27 protein-coding genes are annotated in these 24,369 nt (G+C 50.6%); 26 read left to right on the top strand and 1 reads right to left on the bottom strand.

Features of this window, described 5'->3' with window-relative positions:
• Positions 1 to 11: 11 nt before the first annotated feature.
• The 26 genes from yidC to E0F26_RS02590 all read left to right on the top strand — a co-directional run bounded on the left by yidC (position 12) and on the right by E0F26_RS02590 (position 22,969).
• The gene (gene yidC / locus E0F26_RS02715) at positions 12 to 1,694 is read left to right on the top strand and encodes a membrane protein insertase YidC (RefSeq protein WP_279242512.1); all 1,683 of its coding nucleotides are present in this window, start codon (positions 12 to 14) and stop codon (positions 1,692 to 1,694) included.
• Positions 1,695 to 1,706: 12 nt separating this feature from the next.
• Positions 1,707 to 3,065 carry a tRNA uridine-5-carboxymethylaminomethyl(34) synthesis GTPase MnmE gene (gene mnmE / locus E0F26_RS02710; RefSeq protein WP_279242511.1) on the top strand — a complete coding sequence of 453 codons (1,359 nt, stop codon included), beginning with the start codon at positions 1,707 to 1,709 and terminating at the stop codon, positions 3,063 to 3,065.
• A gap of 567 nt (positions 3,066 to 3,632) precedes the next feature.
• Positions 3,633 to 5,534 carry a tRNA uridine-5-carboxymethylaminomethyl(34) synthesis enzyme MnmG gene (gene mnmG / locus E0F26_RS02705; protein WP_279242510.1) on the top strand — a complete coding sequence of 634 codons (1,902 nt, stop codon included), beginning with the start codon at positions 3,633 to 3,635 and terminating at the stop codon, positions 5,532 to 5,534.
• Entirely contained in the window at positions 5,527 to 6,165 is a 639-nt protein-coding gene (gene rsmG / locus E0F26_RS02700) for a 16S rRNA (guanine(527)-N(7))-methyltransferase RsmG (RefSeq protein WP_279242509.1), read from the top strand. The genes mnmG and rsmG overlap by 8 nt, the downstream gene beginning before the upstream one ends.
• A complete protein-coding gene (locus tag E0F26_RS02695; protein ID WP_279242508.1) occupies positions 6,162 to 6,920 on the top strand; it encodes a ParA family protein in 759 nt (252 codons plus the stop codon). The genes rsmG and E0F26_RS02695 overlap by 4 nt, the downstream gene beginning before the upstream one ends.
• A 21-nt stretch (positions 6,921 to 6,941) precedes the next feature.
• Positions 6,942 to 7,823, top strand: coding sequence for a ParB/RepB/Spo0J family partition protein (locus E0F26_RS02690; RefSeq protein ID WP_279242507.1), 882 nt, complete (start codon positions 6,942 to 6,944; stop codon positions 7,821 to 7,823).
• Between the two features lie 89 nt (positions 7,824 to 7,912).
• Positions 7,913 to 8,281 (top strand): hypothetical protein, encoded by a 369-nt coding sequence (locus tag E0F26_RS02685; RefSeq protein ID WP_279242506.1) that lies wholly within the window; start codon positions 7,913 to 7,915, stop codon positions 8,279 to 8,281.
• 49 nt (positions 8,282 to 8,330) lie between these two features.
• A complete protein-coding gene (atpB, locus tag E0F26_RS02680; RefSeq protein ID WP_279242505.1) occupies positions 8,331 to 9,215 on the top strand; it encodes a F0F1 ATP synthase subunit A in 885 nt (294 codons plus the stop codon).
• Between the two features lie 39 nt (positions 9,216 to 9,254).
• Positions 9,255 to 9,482 (top strand): F0F1 ATP synthase subunit C, encoded by a 228-nt coding sequence (gene atpE / locus E0F26_RS02675; RefSeq protein ID WP_279242504.1) that lies wholly within the window; start codon positions 9,255 to 9,257, stop codon positions 9,480 to 9,482.
• A gap of 57 nt (positions 9,483 to 9,539) precedes the next feature.
• Positions 9,540 to 10,010: a F0F1 ATP synthase subunit B gene (locus E0F26_RS02670; protein ID WP_279242503.1), complete on the top strand. Its 471-nt coding sequence runs from the start codon at positions 9,540 to 9,542 to the stop codon at positions 10,008 to 10,010.
• Positions 10,011 to 10,012: 2 nt separating this feature from the next.
• Positions 10,013 to 10,549: a F0F1 ATP synthase subunit delta gene (locus E0F26_RS02665; protein ID WP_279242502.1), complete on the top strand. Its 537-nt coding sequence runs from the start codon at positions 10,013 to 10,015 to the stop codon at positions 10,547 to 10,549.
• 14 nt (positions 10,550 to 10,563) lie between these two features.
• Positions 10,564 to 12,108, top strand: a complete 1,545-nt coding sequence (gene atpA, locus E0F26_RS02660; protein ID WP_279242501.1) for a F0F1 ATP synthase subunit alpha — start codon at positions 10,564 to 10,566, stop codon at positions 12,106 to 12,108.
• A gap of 6 nt (positions 12,109 to 12,114) precedes the next feature.
• Complete coding sequence (gene atpG / locus E0F26_RS02655; protein ID WP_279242500.1) at positions 12,115 to 12,978, top strand: F0F1 ATP synthase subunit gamma; 864 nt, start codon at positions 12,115 to 12,117, stop codon at positions 12,976 to 12,978.
• A 75-nt stretch (positions 12,979 to 13,053) separates the two neighbouring features.
• Positions 13,054 to 14,457, top strand: a complete 1,404-nt coding sequence (gene atpD / locus E0F26_RS02650) for a F0F1 ATP synthase subunit beta (RefSeq protein WP_279242499.1) — start codon at positions 13,054 to 13,056, stop codon at positions 14,455 to 14,457.
• A 12-nt stretch (positions 14,458 to 14,469) separates the two neighbouring features.
• A complete protein-coding gene (locus tag E0F26_RS02645; RefSeq protein ID WP_279242498.1) occupies positions 14,470 to 14,895 on the top strand; it encodes a F0F1 ATP synthase subunit epsilon in 426 nt (141 codons plus the stop codon).
• Between the two features lie 137 nt (positions 14,896 to 15,032).
• A complete protein-coding gene (gene glmU, locus E0F26_RS02640) occupies positions 15,033 to 16,394 on the top strand; it encodes a bifunctional UDP-N-acetylglucosamine diphosphorylase/glucosamine-1-phosphate N-acetyltransferase GlmU (RefSeq protein ID WP_279242497.1) in 1,362 nt (453 codons plus the stop codon).
• Positions 16,395 to 16,402: 8 nt separating this feature from the next.
• A complete protein-coding gene (glmS, locus tag E0F26_RS02635; RefSeq protein WP_279242496.1) occupies positions 16,403 to 18,223 on the top strand; it encodes a glutamine--fructose-6-phosphate transaminase (isomerizing) in 1,821 nt (606 codons plus the stop codon).
• Positions 18,224 to 18,298: 75 nt separating this feature from the next.
• Positions 18,299 to 18,502 carry a hypothetical protein gene (locus E0F26_RS02630; protein WP_279242495.1) on the top strand — a complete coding sequence of 68 codons (204 nt, stop codon included), beginning with the start codon at positions 18,299 to 18,301 and terminating at the stop codon, positions 18,500 to 18,502.
• Positions 18,503 to 18,648: 146 nt separating this feature from the next.
• Positions 18,649 to 18,972: a hypothetical protein gene (locus E0F26_RS02625; RefSeq protein ID WP_279242494.1), complete on the top strand. Its 324-nt coding sequence runs from the start codon at positions 18,649 to 18,651 to the stop codon at positions 18,970 to 18,972.
• Between the two features lie 87 nt (positions 18,973 to 19,059).
• Positions 19,060 to 19,254 (top strand): hypothetical protein, encoded by a 195-nt coding sequence (locus E0F26_RS02620; protein ID WP_279242493.1) that lies wholly within the window; start codon positions 19,060 to 19,062, stop codon positions 19,252 to 19,254.
• Between the two features lie 503 nt (positions 19,255 to 19,757).
• A complete protein-coding gene (gene purE, locus E0F26_RS02615; protein ID WP_279242492.1) occupies positions 19,758 to 20,243 on the top strand; it encodes a 5-(carboxyamino)imidazole ribonucleotide mutase in 486 nt (161 codons plus the stop codon).
• Positions 20,244 to 20,257: 14 nt separating this feature from the next.
• Positions 20,258 to 21,331 carry an ATP-grasp domain-containing protein gene (locus E0F26_RS02610; RefSeq protein WP_279242491.1) on the top strand — a complete coding sequence of 358 codons (1,074 nt, stop codon included), beginning with the start codon at positions 20,258 to 20,260 and terminating at the stop codon, positions 21,329 to 21,331.
• A gap of 51 nt (positions 21,332 to 21,382) precedes the next feature.
• Positions 21,383 to 21,706, top strand: coding sequence for a DUF3784 domain-containing protein (locus E0F26_RS02605; RefSeq protein ID WP_279242490.1), 324 nt, complete (start codon positions 21,383 to 21,385; stop codon positions 21,704 to 21,706).
• Positions 21,690 to 22,214, top strand: coding sequence for a GNAT family N-acetyltransferase (locus E0F26_RS02600; protein ID WP_279242489.1), 525 nt, complete (start codon positions 21,690 to 21,692; stop codon positions 22,212 to 22,214). The genes E0F26_RS02605 and E0F26_RS02600 overlap by 17 nt, the downstream gene beginning before the upstream one ends.
• Positions 22,215 to 22,262: 48 nt before the next feature.
• Positions 22,263 to 22,634: a cupin domain-containing protein gene (locus E0F26_RS02595; RefSeq protein WP_279242488.1), complete on the top strand. Its 372-nt coding sequence runs from the start codon at positions 22,263 to 22,265 to the stop codon at positions 22,632 to 22,634.
• A gap of 35 nt (positions 22,635 to 22,669) precedes the next feature.
• Entirely contained in the window at positions 22,670 to 22,969 is a 300-nt protein-coding gene (locus E0F26_RS02590) for a hypothetical protein (protein ID WP_279242487.1), read from the top strand.
• Here E0F26_RS02590 and E0F26_RS02585 read toward each other — a convergent pair.
• On the bottom strand, positions 22,966 to 24,321 hold the full coding sequence (locus tag E0F26_RS02585) for an SPOR domain-containing protein (protein ID WP_279242486.1): 1,356 nt from the start codon (positions 24,319 to 24,321) through the stop codon (positions 22,966 to 22,968). The two genes, E0F26_RS02590 and E0F26_RS02585, sit on opposite strands and share 4 nt — an antisense overlap.
• Positions 24,322 to 24,369 lie beyond the last annotated feature (48 nt).

The following is a 24,369-nucleotide window of genomic DNA, read 5'->3' as shown; positions in this document are numbered from 1 at the left end:
CCGAGGACGTAATGGACCCCCTACGCTTATTACTCATCAGCTCCACCGCCGTTCTTTCGCTGATGCTATTGATCGAATGGAATCAATATTCCGATGATTACAACAAAGACCAGGCCGAACGGTACGCCGCCGAAGTGTCGAGAGCGCCCGGAACGTTGCCTGCGTATAGCGATCAAACAGCCAATACGCGCTCTGATTCGACAATATCAGACATACCAATGGTCTCTGCCGATACAACCCCCATCCCTTCAGAGGGATACGCCGGCGGCTTAGCGCCTTTAACCACCGACACACTCAATCTTCGCGTGAGCGTAGACGGTGGTGATGTGATGGACGCGTCTTTACCAAAATTCCCCACACGACTCGACACACCGGACCAACCTTTTTTGTTGTTGGAATCAAGTGCGCTGAGAACCTACGTCGCGCAAAGTGGTCTCATTGGCCCAGATGGCATTGATGCAAGCGGTCAGCGAGCACAATATATTTCTCTAGGAACAACAACCAATGGTGACGGTAGCGACACGTTAACCCTTGCGTGGGCAGGCAACCGGGAGGACGGGCTTCAGGTATTCAAGCGCTTTACCGCCAATGACGGTCGTTATTTCGTTGATGTTGACTACACAATCACTAACGCTGGCCCTGCCAGTGCATCGATGACGCCCTTTGCTCAACTGAAGCGAGACAACACGGAAGCGCCCAACGCAAACGTTGGGTTTGGTGTCAGTCCCTATCTCGGTGCCGCACTCAGACAACCGGACGAACGCTACACGAAGTTGTCTTTTTCTGATCTTGCTGATGGACCTTTTGCAAAGCAGCTTCCCGCGGGCTGGGTTGCCATTTTGCAGCATTACTTCGTATCGGCATGGATACCTGCACAAAATGAGTCACACGACTACTTTGCAAGCAGGCTGTCTAATGGCGACAACGTAATCGGTTTTAAAAACCCATCAATTACGATCTCTCCCGGAGAAACAACAACGGTTTCACAACGGCTTTACGTGGGACCGAAAGACCAAGTTGCTCTTGCTGATCTAGCTGAGAACTTAGACCTCGTAATTGATTACGGGTGGTTATGGTGGTTGGCAAAACCCCTGTTTTGGCTACTTACAATGATTCAGGGGTTTGTAATCAACTGGGGTGTGGCGATCATTATTCTCACCATTTGCGTCAAGCTCGCCTTCTTTAGATTGTCAGCCGCAAGTTACAAGTCGATGGCGAAAATGCGAACGGTACAACCTAAGATACAAAGCATCCGAGACCAGTACGCAGAAGATAAAGCCAAGCAACAACAGGCCATGATGGAACTGTGGAAGAAGGAAAAAATTAATCCAATGGGTGGCTGTTTACCCATGTTGATTCAAATGCCTGTCTTTATTGCGTTGTATTGGGTACTCCTTGAGTCCGTTGAGCTTCGGCATGCACCCTTCATCTTATGGGTGGACGATCTCTCAGCCATGGACCCTTATTTTGTACTGCCTATTCTTATGGGTATCAGCATGTACTTGATGCAGCGCTTAAACCCCGCTCCACCCGACCCTATGCAGGCAAAGATCATGCAGTACATGCCGATTGCCTTTACATTCTTAATGATGTGGTTCCCAGCCGGCTTGGTGTTGTACTGGCTTTGCAACAACCTGCTGTCGTTTGCACAGCAGTACGTTGTGACTCGGCAGATTGAACAAGCAGCCCGATAAGGTCTTAATCATTTGGCCGGATTAGAAACCGACACGATCGCAGCCGTTGCAACGGCGAGGGGAAACGGCCCTGTCGGCATGATTCGCTTGAGCGGACCGAATGCTTCTGCCATCGCCTCGCAGGTCACAAACACCGCACTGACTCCGCGGTTCGCACACTACACGTCATTTACGGCAGCCTCTGGCGACGTACTTGATAAGGGAATCGCACTCTATTTTCCTGGTCCAAACTCCTTTACCGGTGAAGATGTCGTGGAATTACAGGGCCATGGCGGGCACATAGTTTTACAAAGCATATTAACTCGCTGTCTGGACCTTGGTGCGAGAAGTGCGCAACCCGGTGAATTCTCCGAACGCGCATTTTTAAACGGTAAGATAGACCTGTTACAAGCAGAGGCCATAGCTGACCTCATTGCTGCCGAGAACGAAACCGCAGCCAAACTCGCAAGTTCATCACTCGCGGGCGGGTTTTCAACACTAGTGACCACGCTCTCCCAGCGTCTGAATGAACTGCGAGCTCTCACCGAAGCATCTATCGACTTTCCTGAAGAAGACATTGATGTTCTTAAGCGCCATTCAGTTATTGAGCGCCTGAATGAATGCCAAGCAACCATTTCTTCGCTTTTAAACGACGTATCGACAGCCCAACGGAAAACGCAGGGTTATACCGCTGCGTTATTTGGCGCACCCAACGCGGGTAAAAGTAGCCTACTCAATGCGCTGGCACACGATGACGTCGCTATTGTTACCCACTTACCCGGAACAACACGTGACACGCTGAAACAAACCATCAATATCAGTGATTTATCATTAGAAATAATCGATACAGCCGGTATCAGAGAAACTCAGGATGTCATCGAAAAAGAGGGTGTAAAACGCGCTAAAAACACAGCAGGCATGGCCGATTTGATTATCCATGTTGTTGACGACACCTGTCTTCTTGACCAAGACTTTGATGATGAGGTGGATTTTCCCGGTGACCGCAACCTAATCATCAAAGTGCACAACAAAATCGACCAGTCAGGCCGTACAGCGGGTGTTATAACATCGCAAGATGGAATAACTCGCGTAGGGGTGAGTGCAAAGACAGGTGAAGGACTGCAAAGTCTCACCTCGGTTATTGAAACGATATTACTTGGTGAAGGTCATCAGACCAGCCAGTTCAGCGCAAGACAACGCCATGTTGAGGCGCTGACCGTTGCCAATGAACATCTGACAAATGCCTTGTCTGCGTATAGCCTACACAATGCAGCCGAGCTGCTATCCGAAGACTTGAAACTCGTTCAAAACGCCATCGACTCTCTCACCGGCAAGGTATCGAGCGATGACATTTTAGGGCAGATTTTCAGCTCCTTTTGCATCGGCAAATAACAGTCTATTCACACCTTGCCACCACCTTTTAATTATTTTCCTCTCGTGTTGATAAGCCTGTGCAGAACAGGGGTTGTAAGCCTGTGCACTTAATTGTGTGTAAGTATCGGCTACTCTGAAATCAAAAGAAGGGCACACTTATCCAAAAGTCATCACAGGCTTCTGCTGAGGAAATACGGTGGTTGTTTACCGACTTATGCGGCCGTGATAACCAAGTCACAAGCGCAATTGGGCGAAGTGTCCACAGTTTTAACGCCCTTAATAACTACAACAATAAAGTATCTTTCTTTATATATATTCTTTATTTAATCAATTAGACCCGCACAGAAGAATCATGTTGCAAGCAAGTAAATGATTTCCTCTCCTAGAGCATTAAGTGAGTAAAACTAGCGTCTAGATTTAGCCATCTAGCCACGTAACCTCCCCTACAACTCGTAGGAGTAAAGACAAACACGGAAACATCTTGGCCGTTTAACGTTATTGAAGCGTGCTTCTCGTAATGACAGCTGACTTAAGTTATGACCAAAATGCCCGTATACTCCCGCGCCCCATCGGAGGCGATGAAGTTTGACTACAGCGAATCGAATATTTGATGTCGTTATTGTTGGCGGCGGACATGCCGGAACAGAAGCGGCGCTTGCGGCTGCTCGTGCAGGCTCGCGCACGCTCCTCATCACCCACTCAATAGACACATTAGGGCAAATGTCGTGTAACCCTGCTATCGGTGGCATTGGTAAGTCGCATCTTGTCAGAGAAATAGACGCGTTAGGCGGCGCAATGGCGCGGGCAACGGATCATGCGGGGATTCAGTTTAGGGTTCTCAATGCGAGAAAGGGACCGGCTGTTCGAGCGACCCGTGCGCAAGCTGACCGCGTTCTTTATCGTAATGCGATAAGACAAATTTTATTCGCACAAGAAAATCTTACTATTTTTCAGGACGCGGTAGATGACATTGAGCTGACCGGCACAACAGTCTCAGCAGTGCGCACAGCCACAGGAATTCGATTTCACACAAAAGCGTGTGTGCTCACTGCGGGAACCTTTCTTAACGGAAAAATACACATTGGCCTCGAAAACCAAACTGGCGGGCGTATGGGAGACCCGGCGGTCATTACCTTAGCGCATCGTTTGCGCGAGTTGTGCCCCAGAATAGGGCGCCTGAAAACGGGAACCCCCCCCAGAATTGATGGCAACAGTGTCGATTACTCTGATTTACAAGAGCAATGGGGTGATGAACCTCGCCCCGTCATGTCACAACTGGGATCAATGGACGAACATCCAGAGCAGGTTTGTTGTTGGATAACGAAAACCAATGAATCGACGCATGACATTATTCGTAGCGGTTTGGATCGTTCTCCCATGTTCAGTGGTGTCATTGAGGGTACAGGCCCGCGCTACTGTCCTAGCATCGAAGATAAGATCCACCGGTTCGCCGACAAAACCTCGCATCAGATCTTTTTAGAGCCTGAGGGGTTAACTACAACTGAGTTGTACCCCAACGGTATATCCACATCGCTGCCTTACGACATTCAAGACGCCATGGTCAGAACAATTCCTGGCCTCGAAAACGCCCACATTACGCGCCCAGGTTATGCCATTGAGTACGACTACTTCGATCCTAGAGATTTGCAGCACAATCTCCAAACAAGACAAATAGCGGGTCTATTTTTTGCTGGCCAGATAAATGGCACAACAGGTTATGAAGAAGCAGGTGCACAAGGCTTGTTAGCCGGATTAAATGCGGCACGGTTCACACGCGACTTGTCGTTATGGGAACCTCGGCGAGATGAAGCTTACATGGGGGTACTAGTCGATGATCTGGTTACCTTGGGGACACAGGAGCCCTACCGCATGTTTACATCGCGTGCAGAGTATCGACTGCAACTCAGGGAAGATAATGCGGATGAGCGACTCACCGAGCTGGGTCGCAGCTTAGGTCTCGTAACAGACCAACACTGGCGAACGTACGAAGCAAAGCGCGAGCGTATTAGTCAGGAATTGAATCGGCTTGAAACAACGTTTATTCATCCGAATACGAACCAAGCTCAGTCTTTGAATGAGAAGCTGGTGTCACCGCTATCGCGAGAGTACTCCATGGCGGACCTAGTGCGCCGTCCAGAACTTAGCTACCAGGATGTGGCTTGCCTTAAAGGCGAGGCGGTTACCGATACCGCCACAGCAGATCACATAGAAACCCGTGTTAAATACGCTGGCTATATTGCGCGACAACAAGATGAAATAAACCGATTGAAACGGCATGAAAACACCGCGATTCCTGTGGGCTTTGATTTTACTCAAGTAAGCGGTTTATCCAACGAAATATGCCAGAAACTGATGGACCAAAAACCTGAGAATTTGGCGCGCGCTGGCAGGATCCAAGGCGTGACGCCCTCAGCACTGTCACTCCTCCTTGTCTATCTCAAACGGGAGTCTCATTCGTCGACGGTTCTCAACGCAAGTAATGGCTAGTGCCGCATCAGACTTATTAGGCGCGGGACTGTCCTCGCTTGGCTTAGACCCCTGCCATAAACCTGCGCTCGTTGAGTACTTAGACCTATTACAAAAGTGGAATAAACCATTTAATTTAACGGCAGTGCGATCTAAACGAGAGATGGTCATCAAACACCTGCTCGATAGTCTTAGTGTCATGCCTAACCTTGAGTTGGTAAGGCGCGTTTGTGACGTAGGAACGGGCGCTGGCTTACCCGGGATTCCACTTGCAATTTACCTTCCTGACACGCACTTTGTTTTATTAGACAGCAACGGTAAAAAAACACGATTTTTACAACAAGTCGCGAATCAACTTGATCTTAAGAATATTGAGGTCGTTCAGGATCGTGTTGAGAAATATCACCCACAAAAATGTTTTGATGTGGTTATTTCCAGAGCCTTTGCAGACCTGAATCGTATGTGTCGAGTAACGCATCATTTATTGAGTGATGACGGTCGTTGGTTTGCGATGAAGTCGCAGACAGCGGAGAGTGAGATATCGGATTTAGATCTCGATTTTACCGTTCAGAAAACGGTGAATTTAAAGGTGCCGTTTCTTAACGACGCGAGAATGCTCGCAATCGTTAAACAGGGCGAGAGAAACCAATGAAAATAATTGCCATAGCGAACCAAAAAGGTGGCGTGGGGAAAACAACGACCAGTGTTAACTTGGCTGCGTCGTTGGCACAGATCGATAAACGCGTACTGTTGGTCGATATGGATCCACAAGGCAACGCGACAATGTCCTCGGGCGTTGAAAAGAACGCGGTAGAGTTTTCGATTCTTGATCTACTCCTCGACGAGGGCGATCTTGAACAGTGCGCAATCGCATCGCCGACCGGCGGGTTTGATGTGATTCCTGCTAATGGTGATTTAACTGCGGCTGAAGTCGAACTGATAGATGTCGATGGGAAGGAAACACGATTAAAAAGCGGCTTAGCACCTGGGGAGCTCCGCTACGATTATGTGCTTATCGATTGTCCGCCCTCTCTGAACATGCTGACAGTCAATGCGATGGTGGCATGTCACTCGATTCTTATTACGATGCAGTGCGAATACTTTGCGTTAGAGGGTTTATCAGCACTGCTCAACACGATTCGTCGTATCAACGAAACGGTTAACCCGGACCTCGAAATAGAAGGTATTTTGAGAACCATGTACGACCCTAGAAACTCATTAACGACAGAAGTGTCTGAGCAGCTTTTCAGTCATTTTGGTGATTTGGTTTATCGCACGGTTATACCGCGTAATGTGCGGTTGGCCGAGGCACCAAGTCATGGTGAACCAGGTATTGTTTATGATCGTTATTCCCGTGGTGCTCGAGCCTACATGGCGTTAGCGGAGGAATTTTCGCGTCGACAGTAAGTCGCGGCTAAGGTAATTCACATGACAACAAAGAAACGAAAATTAAACCGAGGGCTCGATGCCCTGCTGGGTACAGAACTTACAAAGCAAAAAGGCGGCGAGAGTGCGCCGTCGTCCTCCAGTACTCCAGCTGATGGTGAATTAAGACAGATTCGCTTAGAGCGGTTGCAGCGCGGCAAGTATCAACCGAGAGTGGAGTTTGATGATACGGCGCTTAATGAGCTTGCTGAAAGTATTAAAGCTCAAGGGGTTATGCAGCCAATTGTTGTCCGAGCCATTTCAAGCGATCGGTTTGAAATCGTTGCCGGTGAGCGGCGGTGGCGAGCAAGCCAAATAGCGGGATTGGACAGTATTCCAGGGTTGGTTAGGGATATTAGCGATGAAACTGCGATTGCTATGGCGCTTATTGAGAATATCCAACGTGAGAACCTCAACCCAATGGAAGAGGCGCGAGCATTAAAGCGACTGCAGGCTGAGTTTGAGCTAAGTCAGCAAGAAATTGCGAATGCCGTTGGAAAGTCTCGGTCCGTTATTGCTAACTTGCTGCGTTTATTGTCCCTAGAAGCAGGGGCGGCCGAGTTATTAGAAACGGGTCGTATTGATGCTGGACATGCAAAGGTCTTGCTTGCGCTCGAAGGTAACCACCAAGTTATGGCAGCACGAAAAGTGGCTGCAGCTGCGTTATCAGTAAGACAAACCGAAGCGCTTGTTAAAGCCATATTGAATCCAAAAGATGCGGAAATAAAAACCAAAGTCGACCCCGATATTGACCGACTCGAACGAAGCTTATCCGAGCAGTTCGGGACAAAGGTCAGTATTGAAAACAAAAACGGTCGAGGAAGACTCATTATTCAATACAGTAACTTAGATGTTTTAGATGGCATTCTTGGCCGTATGCAATAAAAGTTGGCATTTTGCTTTGTTGATGCCCCATCTCAATTCGAATAGACTTGCGCGCGCTTGAGAACCCTTCGCTTTGGGAGTGCTTGGCGATGGAGTACACGCGAGAAAAGCTGGCTCATCACCTCATAAGAGCACTGTCGTATACAAGTGTGGTTGTTGGGGTGCTCGCACTGGTTGTGTGGGTAGTCATGGACCGAACCGCGGCGATAGCCGTATGTGTGGGCGCAGGCATTGTTGGAGGCCCGCAAATTTGGCTTGCGGCGAGTATGTTCAGCCGATTCGGTGCGCAAGCGCCGACGTTGCTGGGGATAGCGAAGTTTAGTTTCAGTGCGTTGTTGTTCGGGGTTTGGTTTGCCAAAGCCCAGAATCCGCATCCGGGGCCTTTGTTCTTGGGTGCAATAGTGGTTTTAGTTTGCAGCCCGGTGTTTTATCACTTGGCGGCAAGAAAAGAGAATTGAATAGAAAAGCACGTTTTTGAACACGTGTTTTTGAACGGGGCAGCGTTTAATGGCGGCAGCTGGTCAAGAGAAAACGGTTTCAGATTACATCGTTCACCACCTCACCAACCTTACATACGGTAAGTTACCTGAGGGATTTGAGCGTTACGATGGCCAAACTGTTGGTACAGGTGGAGAGTGGACGTTTGCGCATGGTGCTGAAGAGATATCAGCCATGGGCTTTAATGCTGTTCACGTTGATTCACTCGCTTGGTCTATTGGTCTTGGCATTATTTTTTGCGCACTGTTTCGCTGGGTTGCTGTTCGCGCGTCAGCGACAACACCTTCAGGCCTCATTAACTTTATCGAAATGGTTGTCGAGTTTATTGATAACCAAGTGAAAGACACATTTCACGGCAGCAACAAGCTTATTGCGCCGCTGTCTTTGACGATCTTTGTCTGGGTTTTCTTGATGAACCTGATGGACTTGATTCCTGTTGATCTTGTGCCAGAGGCACTGATGCTTGCAGGTGTCGAATATCAAAAAATTGTACCGTCGACGGACCCAAACATCACGATGGGTATGGCGATTGGCGTATTTATCCTGATGTTGTTTTATTCCATCAAGGTAAAAGGGTTTGGCTTTGTTCGTGAATTGACAATGAACCCGTTTAATCATCCGGCATTCATTCCTATAAACCTCTTCATGGAAGTGGTAGGCCTGCTTGCTAAGCCGTTTTCACTCGGTTTGCGCTTATTTGGCAACATGTACGCGGGCGAGATGATCTTTATCCTTATTGCCGCACTCTTTGGTGCGGGTATTTTGTGGATGCTTCCTGCGGCACTCCTGCAACTGGGGTGGGCAATTTTTCACATTTTAGTTATTACGCTTCAGGCGTTTATTTTCATGGTTCTTACCATCGTGTACCTCAGCATGGCACACGAGGACCACTAATTTCTGACCTTCCATACTAAGACTCAATAGGAGACAACAATGGAAATGATCTACATCGCAGCTGCGATCATGATGGGCTTGGGCGGCATGGGTGCTGCTATTGGCGTGGGTATTTTGGGCGGTAAGCTCATCGAAGGTTCAGCGCGTCAGCCTGAACTCGCTTCACGTCTTCAAGGTACGTTCTTTCTGGGCGCCGGCCTGGTCGACGCGATCCCCATTATTGGTGTCGGTATTTCTATGTATCTCATCTTCGTGGTTGCAGGCTAAAACTATTTTCCTTCGCCGGTGTTGCCGGCGAATGCAAAATCTCCACGGGAGTGAATTGTGAACATTAACTACACCATTATTGGTCAGTTGATCGCCTTCCTCGTTTTTGTAGCGTTTTGTATGCGCTACGTTTGGCCGCCGATCTTAGCGGCGATGGAAGAGCGACAGCAAAAAATTGCCGATGGTTTAGCAGCGGCAGATCGTGCGAGTCACGATCTAGAGCTTGCCCAGAAAGAAGCGGTTGATCGGCTGTCTGAAGCAAAAAAAGAAGCGGCATCTATTGTGGACGCGGCGAACAAGCGCGCAGCAACAGTAGTAGACGAGGCTAAAACGGCAGCGGTTGCTGAGGCTGATCGTGTGAAAGAGCTCGCTTCAGCTGAAGTGGAGCGAGAAAAGGCGCAGGCGAAAGAGCAGCTTTTGGCTCAAGTAAGCACACTTGCGATTGCGGGCGCTGAAAAGGTGCTTGCAGCTGAGATTGATGCTGACAAACACGCGGCACTCTTAGAGCAGCTGGTTAAGGAGCAGTAATTGTGATCGAGCCAACCACATTGGCAAGACCTTACGCTCGGGCTGCTTTTCAGTTTGCTGTCGACGACGGTGCGGTCGATGCTTGGCACCGTGCACTGGAGACACTATCGGCTGTGGTGGTTGATCCAACCGTTGCAGAGGTGTTGGATGACCCAGCAAGCACAGCAGCGCAGCGCGCAGGCACTGTTTCGGCTGTTCTCGGTGACGATATGCCGGCAGGTATAACGCAGTTTGTTAGCGTAATGGCGGAAAACCACCGCTTAGCGCTTGCTTCAGAGGTCGCGGCATTGTTCGCCGAGCTGAAGTCCGCATTGGATGCGGCGGCTAACGTAACGGTCACGAGTGCGTTCGATGTGCCAAGTGCAATACTTGAGCAGCTATCGACATCGCTGACATCAAAGTTGGGAAAAACAGTCGATATGACTGTCGAAACAGACCCCTCTCTTATTGGGGGAGCCATTATTAGAGCTGGCGATATGGTTATCGACGGCTCCGTTCGTGGGCGCTTGCATAAGCTGGCGACCGCGTTGAAATCTTGACAGAGGAACCGGTCATGCAACAACTGAACCCGTCGGAAATCAGTGACATCATCAAGCAGCGTATTTCGCAGCTCGATGTGGCCTCACAGGCGACAAACGAAGGCACTATCGTCTCGGTAACAGACGGTATTATCCGAATCCATGGTCTCACAGAAGTTCAGTACGGTGAGATGATTGAGTTTGAAGGCAATGTGTTTGGTCTTGCGCTTAATCTAGAGCGCGATTCCGTCGGTGCGGTAGTCCTGGGTGACTACAAGCAGTTGGCAGAGGGCCAGACTTGTCGTTGTACGGGCAGGATTCTCGAAGTGCCGGTAGGACCTGCGCTGCAAGGACGCGTCGTTGATTCTTTGGGTAATCCGATTGACGGCAAAGGCGCCATCGAAACAACTGAGACGGACGCGATTGAGAAAATTGCGCCGGGCGTTATTGCCAGACAGTCGGTTGATCAGCCGGTTCAAATTGGTCTGAAAGCCATCGATGCAATGGTTCCGATCGGCCGTGGCCAACGAGAGCTGATCATTGGTGACCGCCAGGTAGGTAAGACGGCTATTGCGGTTGATGCCATTATCAACCAAAAAGGCACAGGCATTAAATGTATCTACGTTGCTGTTGGCCAGAAGGCATCGTCTGTGGCGTCAGTTGTTCGCAAGCTTGAAGAGCATGGCGCGATGGACCACACCATTGTCGTTGCTGCCAACGCATCAGATCCCGCGGCAATGCAATTCTTAGCGCCGTTTGCGGGCTGCACGATGGGTGAGTACTACCGTGACCGTGGTGAGGATGCGCTGATCATTTACGACGATCTTTCGAAGCAAGCGGTAGCCTATCGTCAAATTTCATTATTGCTTCGTCGCCCACCCGGCCGTGAAGCGTACCCGGGTGATGTCTTTTACCTCCACTCGCGTTTGCTAGAGCGTGCTGCTCGCGTCAACGCTGATTACGTGGAAGCGTTTACCAATGGCGAAGTAAAGGGTCAAACAGGCTCACTGACGGCATTGCCTGTTATTGAAACACAGGCGGGCGACGTCTCGGCGTTTGTACCGACAAACGTTATTTCGATTACTGACGGGCAGATCTTCCTTGAGGCCGATATGTTCAATGCGGGTATTCGCCCAGCGATGAACGCCGGTATTTCGGTTTCGCGAGTTGGCGGTGCAGCTCAGACAAAGATTATCAAGAAGCTGTCTGGCGGTATTCGTACTGCATTAGCACAGTACCGTGAACTGGCGGCGTTTTCGCAGTTCGCATCTGACCTGGATGAGGCGACCAAAGCCCAGTTGGATCACGGTGAGCGTGTTACAGAACTCATGAAGCAGAAGCAGTACGCACCACAGTCCGTCGCGGAAATGGGCGTTTTGCTTTACGCCGCTAACGAGGGCTATTTGAAGGCTGTCGAAGTTGAAAAAATGGCTGATTTTGAAGCGGCGCTTCTGTCTTACATGCATGCCGAGCACGGTGCATTGATGCAAGAAATTGCGAACGATGGTAACTGGAATGGCGACCGTGAAGCCGCATTTAAAGCGGGTTTAGAAGCCTTCATCTCAACTCAGACTTGGTAAACAACCATGGCAGCTGGTAAGGAAATTCGCACGAAGATCACGAGTATTCAAAGTACTCAAAAGATCACCAGTGCGATGGAAATGGTCGCGGCGAGCAAAATGCGCCGCGCTCAAGATCGCATGGAGGTAGGTAAGCCCTACTCGCGCCGAATGCGGGCCGTTATTGGGCACATAGCCAATGCCTCTGCTGAGTATCGCCACGCTTACATGCAGCAGCGCGAGGTAAAGCGCGTTGGTTATGTCGTTGTCTCTTCAGATCGCGGACTCTGTGGAGGCTTGAACATCAATTTGTTCAAACGTGCATTGCAGTCAATGAAGGAGCATTCAGACGCCGGTCATGAAGTCGACCTTTGTCTCATTGGCGGCAAAGCGCAGGCGTTCTTCGCTTCAGTGGGCGGCAATGTGGTAGCAACCGTGCGCGATATTGGTGAGGAGCCAACGGTTGAGCAGCTTATTGGTGCAGTGAAGCACATGCTAGATGCATACGTTGATGGGAATATCGACAAGCTGTATCTCGTATCGAATGAGTTCGTTAACACCATGACTCAGTCGCCTACGGCTGAACAATTACTCCCTCTTGAGGCCGACTCGCAAGCGCAGTACGCACACCACTGGGATTACATTTACGAGCCCGATGCGCGCGAGTTGTTAGACGGTCTTTTGGCGCGCTATATCGAGGCATTGGTATATCAGGCGGTTGTCGAAAACGGAGCCTGCGAGCAGGCGGCCCGAATGATCGCTATGAAAAACGCCAGTGATAATGCGGGCGAACTGATCGATGAATTACAGCTTGTTTACAACAAAGCACGACAAGCAGCGATTACCCAAGAGCTATCGGAAATCGTTGGCGGCGCAGCCGCTATTGGATAGGCGCAGTAACGCGCAAATTTAGATTTACTGCGGCGCTGTTAAAAAGCGCCGCAAAACAGCACAGAGGACTCAAAAATGAGTAGTGGAAAGGTTGTACAGGTTATTGGCGCGGTTGTTGACGTTGAGTTTCCTCGCGACAGCGTACCGAAGGTATACGATGCCCTGACTATCACCGACAGAGGTTTAACGCTCGAAGTCCAACAGCAGTTGGGTGACGGCGTTGTGCGCGCGATTGCGATGGGTTCATCGGAGGGCGTGAGCCGCGGCCTGTCAGTTGAAAACACAGGTGCACCGATCTCGGTTCCCGTTGGCATCGAAACCCTCGGTCGTATTATGGATGTCTTGGGTAACCCCATTGACGAGCGTGGCCCAATCGGCGAACAAGAGCGCTCCGCTATTCACCGCGCTGCGCCAACCTACGAAGAGCTTGCTGCTTCTGAAGAGTTGTTAGAGACAGGCATCAAAGTAATTGATCTCGTATGCCCGTTTGCCAAGGGCGGTAAAGTGGGTCTCTTTGGTGGTGCCGGTGTTGGTAAGACCGTAAACATGATGGAGCTGATCAACAATATCGCAACTGAGCACTCCGGCTTGTCCGTGTTTGCAGGTGTAGGAGAGCGAACTCGAGAAGGTAATGACTTCTACTACGAGATGCAGGAGTCAAAGGTTGTAAACGTTGAAAACCTGCCTGAATCAAAAGTAGCCATGGTCTACGGTCAGATGAACGAGCCGCCCGGTAACCGTCTGCGTGTTGCCTTGACCGGTTTGACGATGGCTGAAAAGTTCCGTGACGAAGGCCGGGACGTTCTTTTGTTCGTTGATAATATTTACCGTTATACGCTTGCGGGTACCGAGGTGTCGGCACTGTTAGGCCGTATGCCATCAGCTGTGGGTTATCAGCCTACACTGGCAGAAGAAATGGGTGTCTTGCAGGAGCGAATTACCTCGACTAAGACGGGTTCGATTACATCGATTCAGGCGGTATACGTACCGGCTGACGATTTGACTGACCCATCGCCAGCCACAACGTTTGCGCACTTGGACTCTACGGTTGTACTGAGCCGTGATATTGCAGCAAAAGGTATTTACCCGGCCGTCGATCCCCTTGACTCTACGTCTCGCCAGCTCGATCCGCTCATTATCGGTACTGAGCACTATGAAGTTGCTCGCGGTGTTCAGTCAGTGCTTCAGCGCTACAAAGAATTGAAGGACATCATTGCCATTCTCGGTATGGATGAGTTGTCTGAAGACGACAAGATGACCGTGGCGCGTGCGAGAAAAATCGAGCGCTTCCTCTCACAGCCTTTCCACGTAGCTGAAGTATTTACAGGCTCGCCCGGTATCTACGTATCATTAAAAGATACGATCACTGGGTTCAAAGGCATTTTGTCGGGTGAGTATGATCACCTACCCGAGCAGGCATTCTATATGGTGGGCTCGATCGAGCAGGCTGTAGAGAAAGCCGAGAAAATGAGCGCGTAATCGGAGGCGGCAATGGCACTGACCATTCACTGCGATATCGTTAGCGCAGAAGCTCAAATCTTTTCAGGCCTCGTCGAACTGTTGGTTGCCAACGGTTCAGACGGTGAGTTAGGTATTACCTACGGTCACACGCCGCTTTTAACCAACCTTATTCCGGGTTCGGTGCGCGTTGTGACTCAAGGTGGCTCTGAGGAGGTGTACTACGTCTCGGGTGGTTACCTTGAGGTGCAGGGCGATGTCGTCACCATTTTGGCTAACACCGCCGTTCGGGGTGACGATCTTGATGAGGCTGCAGCTGAAGAAGCCCGTAAAGCGGCGGAAGAGGCTTTGGCAAATCAAAGTAGCGAACTCGATTATGGGCGTGCATCGGCACAGCTGGCAGAGGCTGCAGCGCAACTTGCGACCTTGAGAAAGCTCAAAAACCGCGCAGGCCGTTAAGCAGGCAAACGCTTTCCTTATTGAAAGACCGGCGAGCGTGTCACGTTTGTCGGTTCTTCTTTCTGAGACCTATTTCACCTAGCTCTTGTCATACCGCTGTGACATGCTCACCAGCGTGCTCTGAACTGTAAACATCTATGCTTGAAGTAATAGTGCTGGCCGCCGGCCGCGGTACGCGCATGCGATCTTCATTACCGAAGGTGCTCCACGCCTTAGCCAGTAAACCCATGATTCACCATGTGCTCGACACTGCACGTGCGCTAGAGGCATCCAGAATTCATGTGGTTGTCGGTCACGGTGCCGAGCTGGTTTCCTCGGCGATTGCGGCCGATGACGTCACAACTTATGTTCAGTCCGAGCAGCTAGGTACGGGGCATGCTGCGCTTGCAGCGGCGCCGCACTGTCAGCTTGAAAGCACGGTTATTGTCCTTTTTGGCGATGTGCCGTTGCTGTCGTCGGCCACCTTATCGCGCGTTATTAAAGCGGCTGAATCAGGGCCGGTATTACTGGCTGCATCAGTAAAGGATCCCCATGGGTATGGCCGCGTCATTCGTGATTCAAACGGAGCATTTGAGAGGGTGGTTGAGCAAAAAGATGCCAATGTTGAGGAGCTGTCTGTTTGCGAGGTAAACACGGGGGTCCTGGCGGCGAAATCTCAGAACTTAAAGAGTTGGTTAGCGCGCGTGACGAATGACAATGCGCAAGGCGAATACTACTTACCCGACGTCTTAGGGCTGGCGGTTAGTGACGGGCACAGTGTGGAGGTTGTGGTGACAGATGACGAAGTTGAAACACAAGGCGTGAATGATCGCATTCAACTTGAAGCCCTTGAGCGCTCCCTACAAATTCGGCAGGCAGAAGCGCTAATGGCACGCGGGGTTTACCTTTCTGATAAAAGCCGGTTCGACCTTCGGGGAGAGCTGGATTGTGCCGAAGACGTATCGATTGACGTCAATGTGCTGATTGAGGGCCATGTCAGCATTGCCCGTGGTGCCGCCATCGAAGCAAATTGCGTGCTCAAAGACTGCACGATTGGCGAAGGCGCCATTGTCCGCGCTTTCTCGCATATCGAGGGCGCGACGGTCGGGCCCGATTGCCAAATTGGGCCTTATGCCCGACTGCGACCGGGCGCAGAGCTTTCGGCAAAGGCCAAGGTTGGAAACTTTGTTGAAGTGAAGAACAGTCATTTCGGCGAGGGCGCAAAGGCCAACCATCTCGCTTACGTTGGTGATGCTGAAATTGGTGCTGGTTCCAATATCGGCGCGGGGACGATCACCTGCAATTACGATGGGGTTAATAAACACCGAACAGAATTGGGCGAAAATGTCTTCATTGGTTCGAACAGTACATTGGTCGCGCCGCTAAGCGTTGAAGACAACGGATTCGTTGCAGCCGGTTCAACGGTAACCTCCCCTGTTGGCGAGTCTGAACTGGCCGTTGGGCGGGCAAAACAGCGCAATATTAAGGGGTGGAAACGCCCAGAAAAATCTAAGAAGTAGGAATTTCTATGTGTGGAATAGTGGCAGCGGCAGCTCAGCGCGAAGTCTCTGAAATTTTACTGGAGGGGCTTAGGCGGCTTGAGTACCGAGGTTATGATTCGGCTGGCATGGCCTTGATCGACAAGGACCATGCGCTTCAATTGCACAAATATGCAGGCAAAGTGCAGGCGCTTGAGGATGCGAATGCGCAAAACCCTATTGCGGGTTTCCGTGGTATTGCGCAAACCCGTTGGGCGACGCACGGAGAGCCCACGTCTTTGAACGCTCACCCCCACCTTGCGGGTGATCGTGTGGCACTTGTCCATAACGGGATTATTGAAAACCATTCACATTTAAGAGATACCTTGATCTCTGAAGGCGTTGAATTTCTGTCGCAGACAGACACGGAAGTCATTGTTCATTTAATTCATAAAGCACTGATGTCAGGTGCAACGTTGTTAGAGGCAGTGCAACGAACAATTGCTCAACTCGAAGGCGCTTACGCGATAGCCGTTGTCGATATCGAACACGAAGACGAAGTGATCGTTGCGCGAGAAGGCAGCCCATTGGTGTTGGGTGTGGGCAGTGGCGAGACCTTTGCCGGATCAGACACGCTTGCCTTGCGTCAGGTCACCGATACATTTGTTTACCTTGAAGATGGTGACCTTGCCATTTTGAAGCCAACAGGCTTTCAAATCGTTGACGCACAGGGTGATGCGATAGACCGCCCTAAAACACGTCTGACTGGCAGTGATGGCCAAGCTGATCGCGGCGGTTTCGAGCACTACATGCTCAAGGAGATTTATGAGCAGCCTGATCGGTTGCGCGATACGTTAACGTTCGAGTCACTCGATGACAGTTTGTTTGGTGATAATGCGGCGGCGATCTTTGATCAAGTTCAAGCGGTACAAATAATAGCCTGCGGTACTAGCTACCACGCTGGCCTCGTTGCGCGTCACTGGTTAGAAGCCCTCGCTGGCGTACCCTGCCAGGTGGAGGTGGCCTCTGAATTTCGTTATCGGCGGTCGGTGGCCCTGCCTGGCACATTGGTTGTGACAATTTCTCAGTCTGGCGAGACGGCTGATACGCTCGCAGCGATTAAGCACCTATCCGATGACCATGCACTGGCTAAACTCGCAATTTGTAATGTCGACCACAGTGCCATTGTGCGAGCGAGTGATCTCGTGTTCCTCACTAAAGCGGGTCCTGAAATTGGGGTTGCCTCAACAAAGGCATTTACCACGCAATTGGCGGCGTTGATGGTACTTATGGCCTGCATTGCCCGTCGCCAGCCAAAAAGTAGGCTTGATGAAGCACTTGTGATGCAAGCGATTGCTGAATTGCCCTCGGCGGTGGAGGCGACCATTGCGCAAGACGCTAAAATTAGTGGTCTTGCGACGCATTTTATTCAGCGCGATCACGCGCTATTTCTCGGTCGAGGTGTTTACCACCCCGTTGCCAAGGAAGGGGCGCTTAAGCTCAAGGAAATCTCGTATATCCACGCAGAAGCGTATCCCGCTGGAGAGCTGAAGCACGGACCACTCGCCTTGGTCGACGATAAAATGCCGATTGTAGCGGTTGCGCCTAAGGATGATCTGCTCGACAAACTCAAGTCGAACCTCGAAGAAGTTCGTGCGCGAGGAGGTCAACTCTTTGTTTTTGCTGACCAAGCTGTGGGCTACGAAAGCGGTCCGGGAGTCACCGTAATCGACGTGCCCTCGGTCTCAGAACTGGCAGGTCCCATTGTCTACACCGTCGTGCTTCAGTTGCTTTCCTACCACGTGGCTGTAGCCAAAGGTACTGACGTTGATAAGCCCCGCAATTTAGCGAAGTCTGTGACGGTGGAGTAGGGTTTGCACTCCACTTTCAGAACCATAATGTAAGTACACAAACTCGCTTATGTTAGGGAAAATTTTCTGGATGTTATGAAGAAATATCTAACCGGCTCCTTAACGCTCGTCCTGTGTTTTTTTGCCAGCAGTATCCTGTTTGATATTGCGCAGTACTTCATCAACGGCAGGCCGAACCGCGACTTCTACGTTCTTCCCGGTGGAGTGTTCATGCTACTGATTCTTTTACCGGCCATATATGCCCTCATTACCGACTTAACTAAGAAAAAAAGTGAGTAACGTCTGTCCTGTAGGCATGGCGAAGATGTTACGACAAACGATGTTGTTAAAGGCTCGGCTCTGCGCACCCGTTAGTTCTGGGAAATCCCAGTCCAGCGAGCCGCCAAAAACTAAAATGCTTTTCGTAGACATACCGATGCGATGTGATGATTACTCAACAGACAAATAGCCGAAGCACTCGCTATACGTTGGCAGTAACTGCCATAGGTGTACTTTTGTTGGGGGTTTATACGTTCTTCGCATTAGCAGCAAGAGACGAAATTTATTATCTGTGTGGAAACTTTAAAGCGGGAGTTTCCCACTCGAGTGTTTTACGGCAACTCGAAACCGTGAAGTTGTCGGCTTACAGAGTTGAAAACTCTGAGCAGGGCGAACGCGTTATTCACAGCAGCGTGCTTCACCGCAATTTACTTCGCTGTGAAATTACCTTCGATCAAGATCGGAAGGTTCGCTGGGCAATCTATCAATGACGACTGGGTGGGTTTGTGTAGCGAGTCTGTTGGGCAAAAAAAGAAGCGCATCAAATGATATGAGGCACTTTGACTGAGGCTATTAGTATGAAGAAATTCGTAATATGGAACTTATACATCAACATTGCGCTTCTCCTTATCGTAATAGGCTACGGGGCGTTTCAGTACCTCGTGGGTGACGCGCTTGGAGAATGGTACTGGAAGGTTCTGCTCGGTTTGGTGGTGCTGACCGGACCACCCATCAATTATTTAATTTCTGCCTCAAGGTCAAACAAGACGTAAGCGGCGAGCGTTTAGATCTAGCCCTAACGTTAGTATTTGATGTTTTAACCATGCACACTTGCTTGCGACGTTGTGAGTTTATACCTGGTTGTTGATGACCTTTGTGGTGTTAGCAACCGTGCCTTCTCCTTCAAAGCTCTGAATGAGGATGAATACAAAATGGAAGCGTTTGGAATATTGGGTTTTGTTTTTGGTTTGGTGGCGTTTGTTCGTTTGGAAAAACTGACTAAAACGTTAAAGGAAAAGGGTGTTCTAGAAGAAAGTTATCAGGACGAATAACTGGGCGCGTGTTTGCGGATGGGAGTCAGTATTTGCGACTATCTCGCATACTTTTCTGGCTCACCTTTGAAGATGTGGAGGCACGAGGGGCCAGGTAACGGCTTCTGGCCACTCTGGCGTCGCAGAGGTAGGCGCCCTTTCCTGTACGACAGCGCTTTCTCAGGTATACTCGCCGGCTTCCATTTTTTGGCGCATCTCAAAGTTCGCGCCTTGTGAGGACATTCATGGCGAACAGTGCCGTTGGAATCATTATGGGGTCACGTTCAGATTGGGGCGTGATGGAAAATGCGGTTCAGATCCTTGATCAGCTAGGCGTTAGCTATGAGACAAAGGTAGTTTCCGCGCACCGAACGCCCGATCGTCTTTACGATTATGCTCGGTCTGCTCGTGAACGAGGGCTAAAAGCCATTATTGCGGGTGCGGGCGGAGCAGCTCACTTGCCGGGTATGGCAGCCGCGATGACACCCGTTCCCGTATTGGGTGTGCCCATCGACGCAACGGTATTACAGGGCGTCGATGCGTTGATGTCTATTGTTCAAATGCCCAAGGGTGTCCCTGTTGCCACCTTCGCTGTTGGAACGCCGGGTGCGATTAATGCGGCGTTGTTCGCTGCTGCCATGCTGGCCAACGAAGATGAAGCCATTCGCGATGCCCTTGATCGCTACCGAGAAGCACAATCTGCGGGTGTTCCCATTAATCCGTTCGACTAAGAGCGAGAGGGTCAATGTCAAAACGTCTTGGAATTATTGGCTGCGGTCAGTTGAGCCAGATGCTTGGAGAAGCAGCGAATCGTCTTGGTTACGCCGTATGCTACATGTGCGTAGATGAGACGCCGGTTGTCGCTGGTCTGGGCCCTATTTACTACCCTGAGCAACTCAATGACTTTCTTGAGCAATGCGATGCGATCACGGTTGAGCGAGAGAGTTTGCCAGACGACATGTTGCTTCGTGCCGCTCAAGTGGGTTTAGCGCCAAATTATGAGGCGTTGGTTGTACTTCGTGAACGCGATACTCAAAAGGCGATGTTAGACCAGCTGAATATCCCCACTTCGCCTTGGTCGTTGGTTTCGTCAGCAGATCAGTTAGGAAGTGCGTTGGCGCAGTTGCCAGGCCAGCATGCGCGTTGTAAGCGTACATTGGGTGGCTACGACGGTGGTGGTCAATGGCGGATTGATTGTGATTCCCTAGACCTTATTCCCAAAGAGGCTTACCCCGTTATTGCCGAAGCAGAGATCGCCATTGATCTCGAGTACGCCATCATTATTGGGCGCGACGTCAATGGGCGCACAGCGTGCTACCCCATGACTGAAAATGTCATGCGTGATGGCATCTTGATCGGGAGTTTTGTCCCCTCTGGCATTGACGAAGAAAAAGCGGCTTTGGCCGAGGAGTATGCCAATCGGCTGGTAACCGCTATGGATTACGTGGGCGTCCTCGCCATTGAGTTCTTTCTTACTGCGGGTGAGCTCATTGTTAATGAGATTGCGCCTCGCGTACACAATACGGGACATTGGACTATCGGTGCTGTTGGCGCAGATCAATTTACGCAGCATGTGGGCTGTGTGATGGGTGAGCCTGCTCGCAAGCCAGTGTTTACCGAGGCGGCCTCAATGGTGAATCTACTCGACGATGCGCTTCCAGCGAAAATGCCTCAGGGCCCTATTCGAACGCTAGTCCAGACCTATGGAAAAGGCATCCGCAAAGGTAGGAAGCTAGGCCATATGACGCTCATCGGACCGGATGCGTCAGAGATTAGGCGTGAGGCAGCCCTGCTAATTTCAGAGCTTCACGACGCCTAAAGTCGGCACGCGCAAGCCCGTAAGCTGACGGTGAGAAATGGATTTGCACTTATGGACACGACGCTACTGTTCACCACAGGTTTGATGTCGCTTTCATATTTAGTAGTTGCCTTCGTCATCACGCCTGCTAACGCGCGTTATTTGCTGGCGGGCTATAACACCATGAGTGAAGAGAAGCGTCAGGCCTTTGATATTGACCGTTATTTAACGATATTTTTTAAACCTTTTTTCAAAAAGCTTACCCTCTTCCCGCCCTTATCACTGTTAGTGCTGACGGCTTTTCTTGAGGCCGAGGAAGCGATAATCGCGTGGTCAATCATTCAGGGTCTGCCCTTTGCGTGGTTTTTATGGAGGTCTTATGCCTTCCAGCGCTGATATTTTTCCTGAGCCCATTCAAACCAAGCACTTTCTACTAGAGCTAGTTGCTGAATCTGACTTTGAATCGCTCTACGCAGTTGCATCCGATCCACTGATTTGGGAGCAACATCCGGAGTCAAATCGCTGGCAGAGGGATATTTTTAGTGTGTTTTTCTCAAATGGGCTGGCCAATGACCTTGGTTGCTTTGTTATTCGTGAACGCCTTACCCAAGAGGTGGTCGGTTCTACTCGGTTCTACGGTTATGACGACAAGGATCAAAGTGTCCGCATTGGCTTCACATTCCTCGCTCGGAAACATTGGGGTAGCGCTGCAAACCGAGAGATCAAAGACGCGATGCTCGAGCGCGCCTTCGAGTTATGTGATTCGGTTTTCTTCGATATAGGGCCAGAAAATATACGTTCGATAACAGCCGTAAATAAACTAGGTGGCGTTTATAGTCACACTGAGTCGCCGACGAAGGCGGTTTATGTTTTAAAGTCGAGCCAATGGACGCCTGTTGTTTGAGCCCATCAAGACGGTTGTATTTGTAAGTCACAGTAGGGAGAGCCTCTTTTGAAAACATCTCCAGCAAAGGTCAACTTCAATCAAAAGCTCTCTCTTATTAGAGAGCAATGGAGCCCTAAAGTCATTGCCGAAATGAATGACTATCAATTCAAGCTAGTGCGACTAGAAGGCGAGTTTGTTTGGCATCATCACGAAGAGACCGACGAGACCTTTATTGTGCTCGAAGGTGAGCTCACCATTGACCTTGAGTCAGGTCCCGTACTTTTGTCTGCGGGAGAAATGTTGGTTATTCCCAGGGGTATGCGCCACCGGCCACACGCCACTTCTGAAGCTAAAGTGCTTCTGGTTGAACCAAGAGGTGTTGTCAACACGGGCGATACAGCGTCTGAGCTAACAGCGGCTCAGAATATTTGGGTTTGAAAGGGTAGAATTATGCTGTTGAAGCGGCTCGTTTAATGCCAAGGTGGCTCTATCTCGTGCTCGCGGTGCCACTGCTGTACGCAGGCTTCGTGCAGTCTTTCTGGGGAAATGATCCCTATCTAGGATGGGCCATAACGGTGATAGCCAGCGTCATCATTGCGAACCCGCTTTCTTCTTATGCTCAGCAGTCCCGTCTTTCAACGCGCCGACACGATGCCGTCACGATCTTCGTGTTCGTTTTGATTATGTGGATATCACTGGGTGTGGGTGAGTTACCCGAGAAGACTGAAATGATGCTGGATCGATTTCCCGAGCCGCGCATTACCGGGTTCTAGTTCACGGTTTTTCTCAGGCGCGCATTTTTGAATGCATCTGCCCTCAGTTGAGAAACAATGGTATTTCCGGTCGTTTCGTTTTCGATGCCGACAATTTGGACTCGATAAAACAACTCGCCCGAGCGTGATTCAACCGCGACTTTTGCATCCAAACCTTGGCCGTTGAGCGTTGAAATCACTTCGTCGGCACGCTGTCCGCTGTCATAAGTATCAACAAAAACAAACCAATTATCCCGCATGGGCAGTGATCTTAGTCGAACGGGTTGCTTGGCCAGTGGCGCCCGTACCGGTGCTTTGACCCGAGCACTAGGAGCGTTGTTAGCCACACGCGCTTTTGGTGACGTTTTTAGCTCGGACATTGCACGTTGTTTTTTCTCACTGTCTTTACCTATCCAGAACGGGCCTGCGTTCAATGCTTGCGCCGCCCACTTTGATGCCATGGAGGCGTCTAATTTCGAGGTAAAACCGGCAGCTCTGACACGATAATAGGTTTGACCCTTCACCTCGGCACTTGCGATCGATAAATTCATGCTGGGGATCTTGTTTCGCAGTAAAGCTAGCCGCTCATTGGCGACGGCTTGCGTTTTATGACTCTCGAGATTGACGAACCACAGACCGCCACTTTGATTGGGAGGCACAGAACTCGGCGATGTCCCAGTTGATGCGGAGGCCTTGGTCGCAACAGCCGTGGCAGGCGCTTCCTTCGTTGACTGGGCAATAGCGCGTTGGGCACGCTCCGCCTCGCGATCTTTTAGGGCCTCGTTCTCATCGGCAAGTTCTGTATTCTTTTGTTGCAGTTCACTGATTTGGAGCTGAAGTGCAGCGTTATCAGCTACTAAATCGCTGTCTTGCGACGACGCCTGATTTTCTGAGCGCTTTAGTGCGCGAATCGTATCTTTAAGCTCCGCAATTTCCGTGGTCGCTGTGCTTTGTGAGTCCAGCCAGAGTCCGCCCATGCCGCCGGCTATCACAAAGCCCGCTACGGCCACCAACCAGGGTAGTTTGGAGCCGCGATTGGGGGCGCTCCCTGCTTGCGCTTCACCGTGGTCGGTTAGTATGGCGTCTGCGCGCGAAGCAGAGTGCACATCGGCTGAGCGCCCTGTGGCTCCCTCGGTCCCCTCTTGCGCCGAGGGCTCTTCATTCGCTGAGGGCTCTTCGTCTGCTGAAGGCTCTACATTCGCTGACGACTCTGAGGATGGAGGTACCTCAAAGTCGTCATCTTCAAGCCAATCAGTGCTCTCATCGATCTCTGTGTCTTCACCACTTTGAGTTGAGGACTTCGGTTTAAGCCCATCAGCCCATTCAGAGGGCGGTGTGAGTACGCGTTTTTTGTCGTCGTCTTTTTCGTCCATGCTATGACCTCCGAAACCCCAGCAAAGAGTAGCAGAAAGGTGGGCGCT

It is taken from the genome of Candidatus Paraluminiphilus aquimaris, assembly GCF_026230195.1.
Classification (GTDB): domain Bacteria; phylum Pseudomonadota; class Gammaproteobacteria; order Pseudomonadales; family Halieaceae; genus Luminiphilus; species Luminiphilus aquimaris.
The sequence above is the reverse complement of the archived record's forward strand: the minus strand, read 5'-3'. Positions and strand labels throughout refer to the sequence as shown.

Bases quoted from the DNA above. Each gene is read 5' to 3' on its own strand.
- E0F26_RS02690 (WP_279242507.1), top strand. From the start codon at position 6,942: ATGACAACAAAGAAACGAAAATTAAACCGAGGGCTCGATGCCCTGCTG.
- E0F26_RS02685 (WP_279242506.1), top strand. From the start codon at position 7,913: ATGGAGTACACGCGAGAAAAGCTGGCTCATCACCTCATAAGAGCACTG.
- E0F26_RS02630 (WP_279242495.1), top strand. From the start codon at position 18,299: ATGAAGAAATATCTAACCGGCTCCTTAACGCTCGTCCTGTGTTTTTTT.
- E0F26_RS02590 (WP_279242487.1), top strand. From the start codon at position 22,670: ATGCCAAGGTGGCTCTATCTCGTGCTCGCGGTGCCACTGCTGTACGCA.
- E0F26_RS02645 (WP_279242498.1), top strand. From the start codon at position 14,470: ATGGCACTGACCATTCACTGCGATATCGTTAGCGCAGAAGCTCAAATC.
- E0F26_RS02605 (WP_279242490.1), top strand. From the start codon at position 21,383: ATGGACACGACGCTACTGTTCACCACAGGTTTGATGTCGCTTTCATAT.
- E0F26_RS02585 (WP_279242486.1), bottom strand. From the start codon at position 24,321: ATGGACGAAAAAGACGACGACAAAAAACGCGTACTCACACCGCCCTCT.
- atpD (WP_279242499.1), top strand. From the start codon at position 13,054: ATGAGTAGTGGAAAGGTTGTACAGGTTATTGGCGCGGTTGTTGACGTT.
- E0F26_RS02695 (WP_279242508.1), top strand. From the start codon at position 6,162: ATGAAAATAATTGCCATAGCGAACCAAAAAGGTGGCGTGGGGAAAACA.
- glmU (WP_279242497.1), top strand. From the start codon at position 15,033: ATGCTTGAAGTAATAGTGCTGGCCGCCGGCCGCGGTACGCGCATGCGA.
- atpE (WP_279242504.1), top strand. From the start codon at position 9,255: ATGGAAATGATCTACATCGCAGCTGCGATCATGATGGGCTTGGGCGGC.
- E0F26_RS02620 (WP_279242493.1), top strand. From the start codon at position 19,060: ATGAAGAAATTCGTAATATGGAACTTATACATCAACATTGCGCTTCTC.
- E0F26_RS02600 (WP_279242489.1), top strand. From the start codon at position 21,690: ATGCCTTCCAGCGCTGATATTTTTCCTGAGCCCATTCAAACCAAGCAC.
- E0F26_RS02625 (WP_279242494.1), top strand. From the start codon at position 18,649: ATGATTACTCAACAGACAAATAGCCGAAGCACTCGCTATACGTTGGCA.
- purE (WP_279242492.1), top strand. From the start codon at position 19,758: ATGGCGAACAGTGCCGTTGGAATCATTATGGGGTCACGTTCAGATTGG.
- E0F26_RS02610 (WP_279242491.1), top strand. From the start codon at position 20,258: ATGTCAAAACGTCTTGGAATTATTGGCTGCGGTCAGTTGAGCCAGATG.
- atpB (WP_279242505.1), top strand. From the start codon at position 8,331: ATGGCGGCAGCTGGTCAAGAGAAAACGGTTTCAGATTACATCGTTCAC.
- atpA (WP_279242501.1), top strand. From the start codon at position 10,564: ATGCAACAACTGAACCCGTCGGAAATCAGTGACATCATCAAGCAGCGT.
- atpG (WP_279242500.1), top strand. From the start codon at position 12,115: ATGGCAGCTGGTAAGGAAATTCGCACGAAGATCACGAGTATTCAAAGT.
- yidC (WP_279242512.1), top strand. From the start codon at position 12: ATGGACCCCCTACGCTTATTACTCATCAGCTCCACCGCCGTTCTTTCG.
- rsmG (WP_279242509.1), top strand. From the start codon at position 5,527: ATGGCTAGTGCCGCATCAGACTTATTAGGCGCGGGACTGTCCTCGCTT.
- glmS (WP_279242496.1), top strand. From the start codon at position 16,403: ATGTGTGGAATAGTGGCAGCGGCAGCTCAGCGCGAAGTCTCTGAAATT.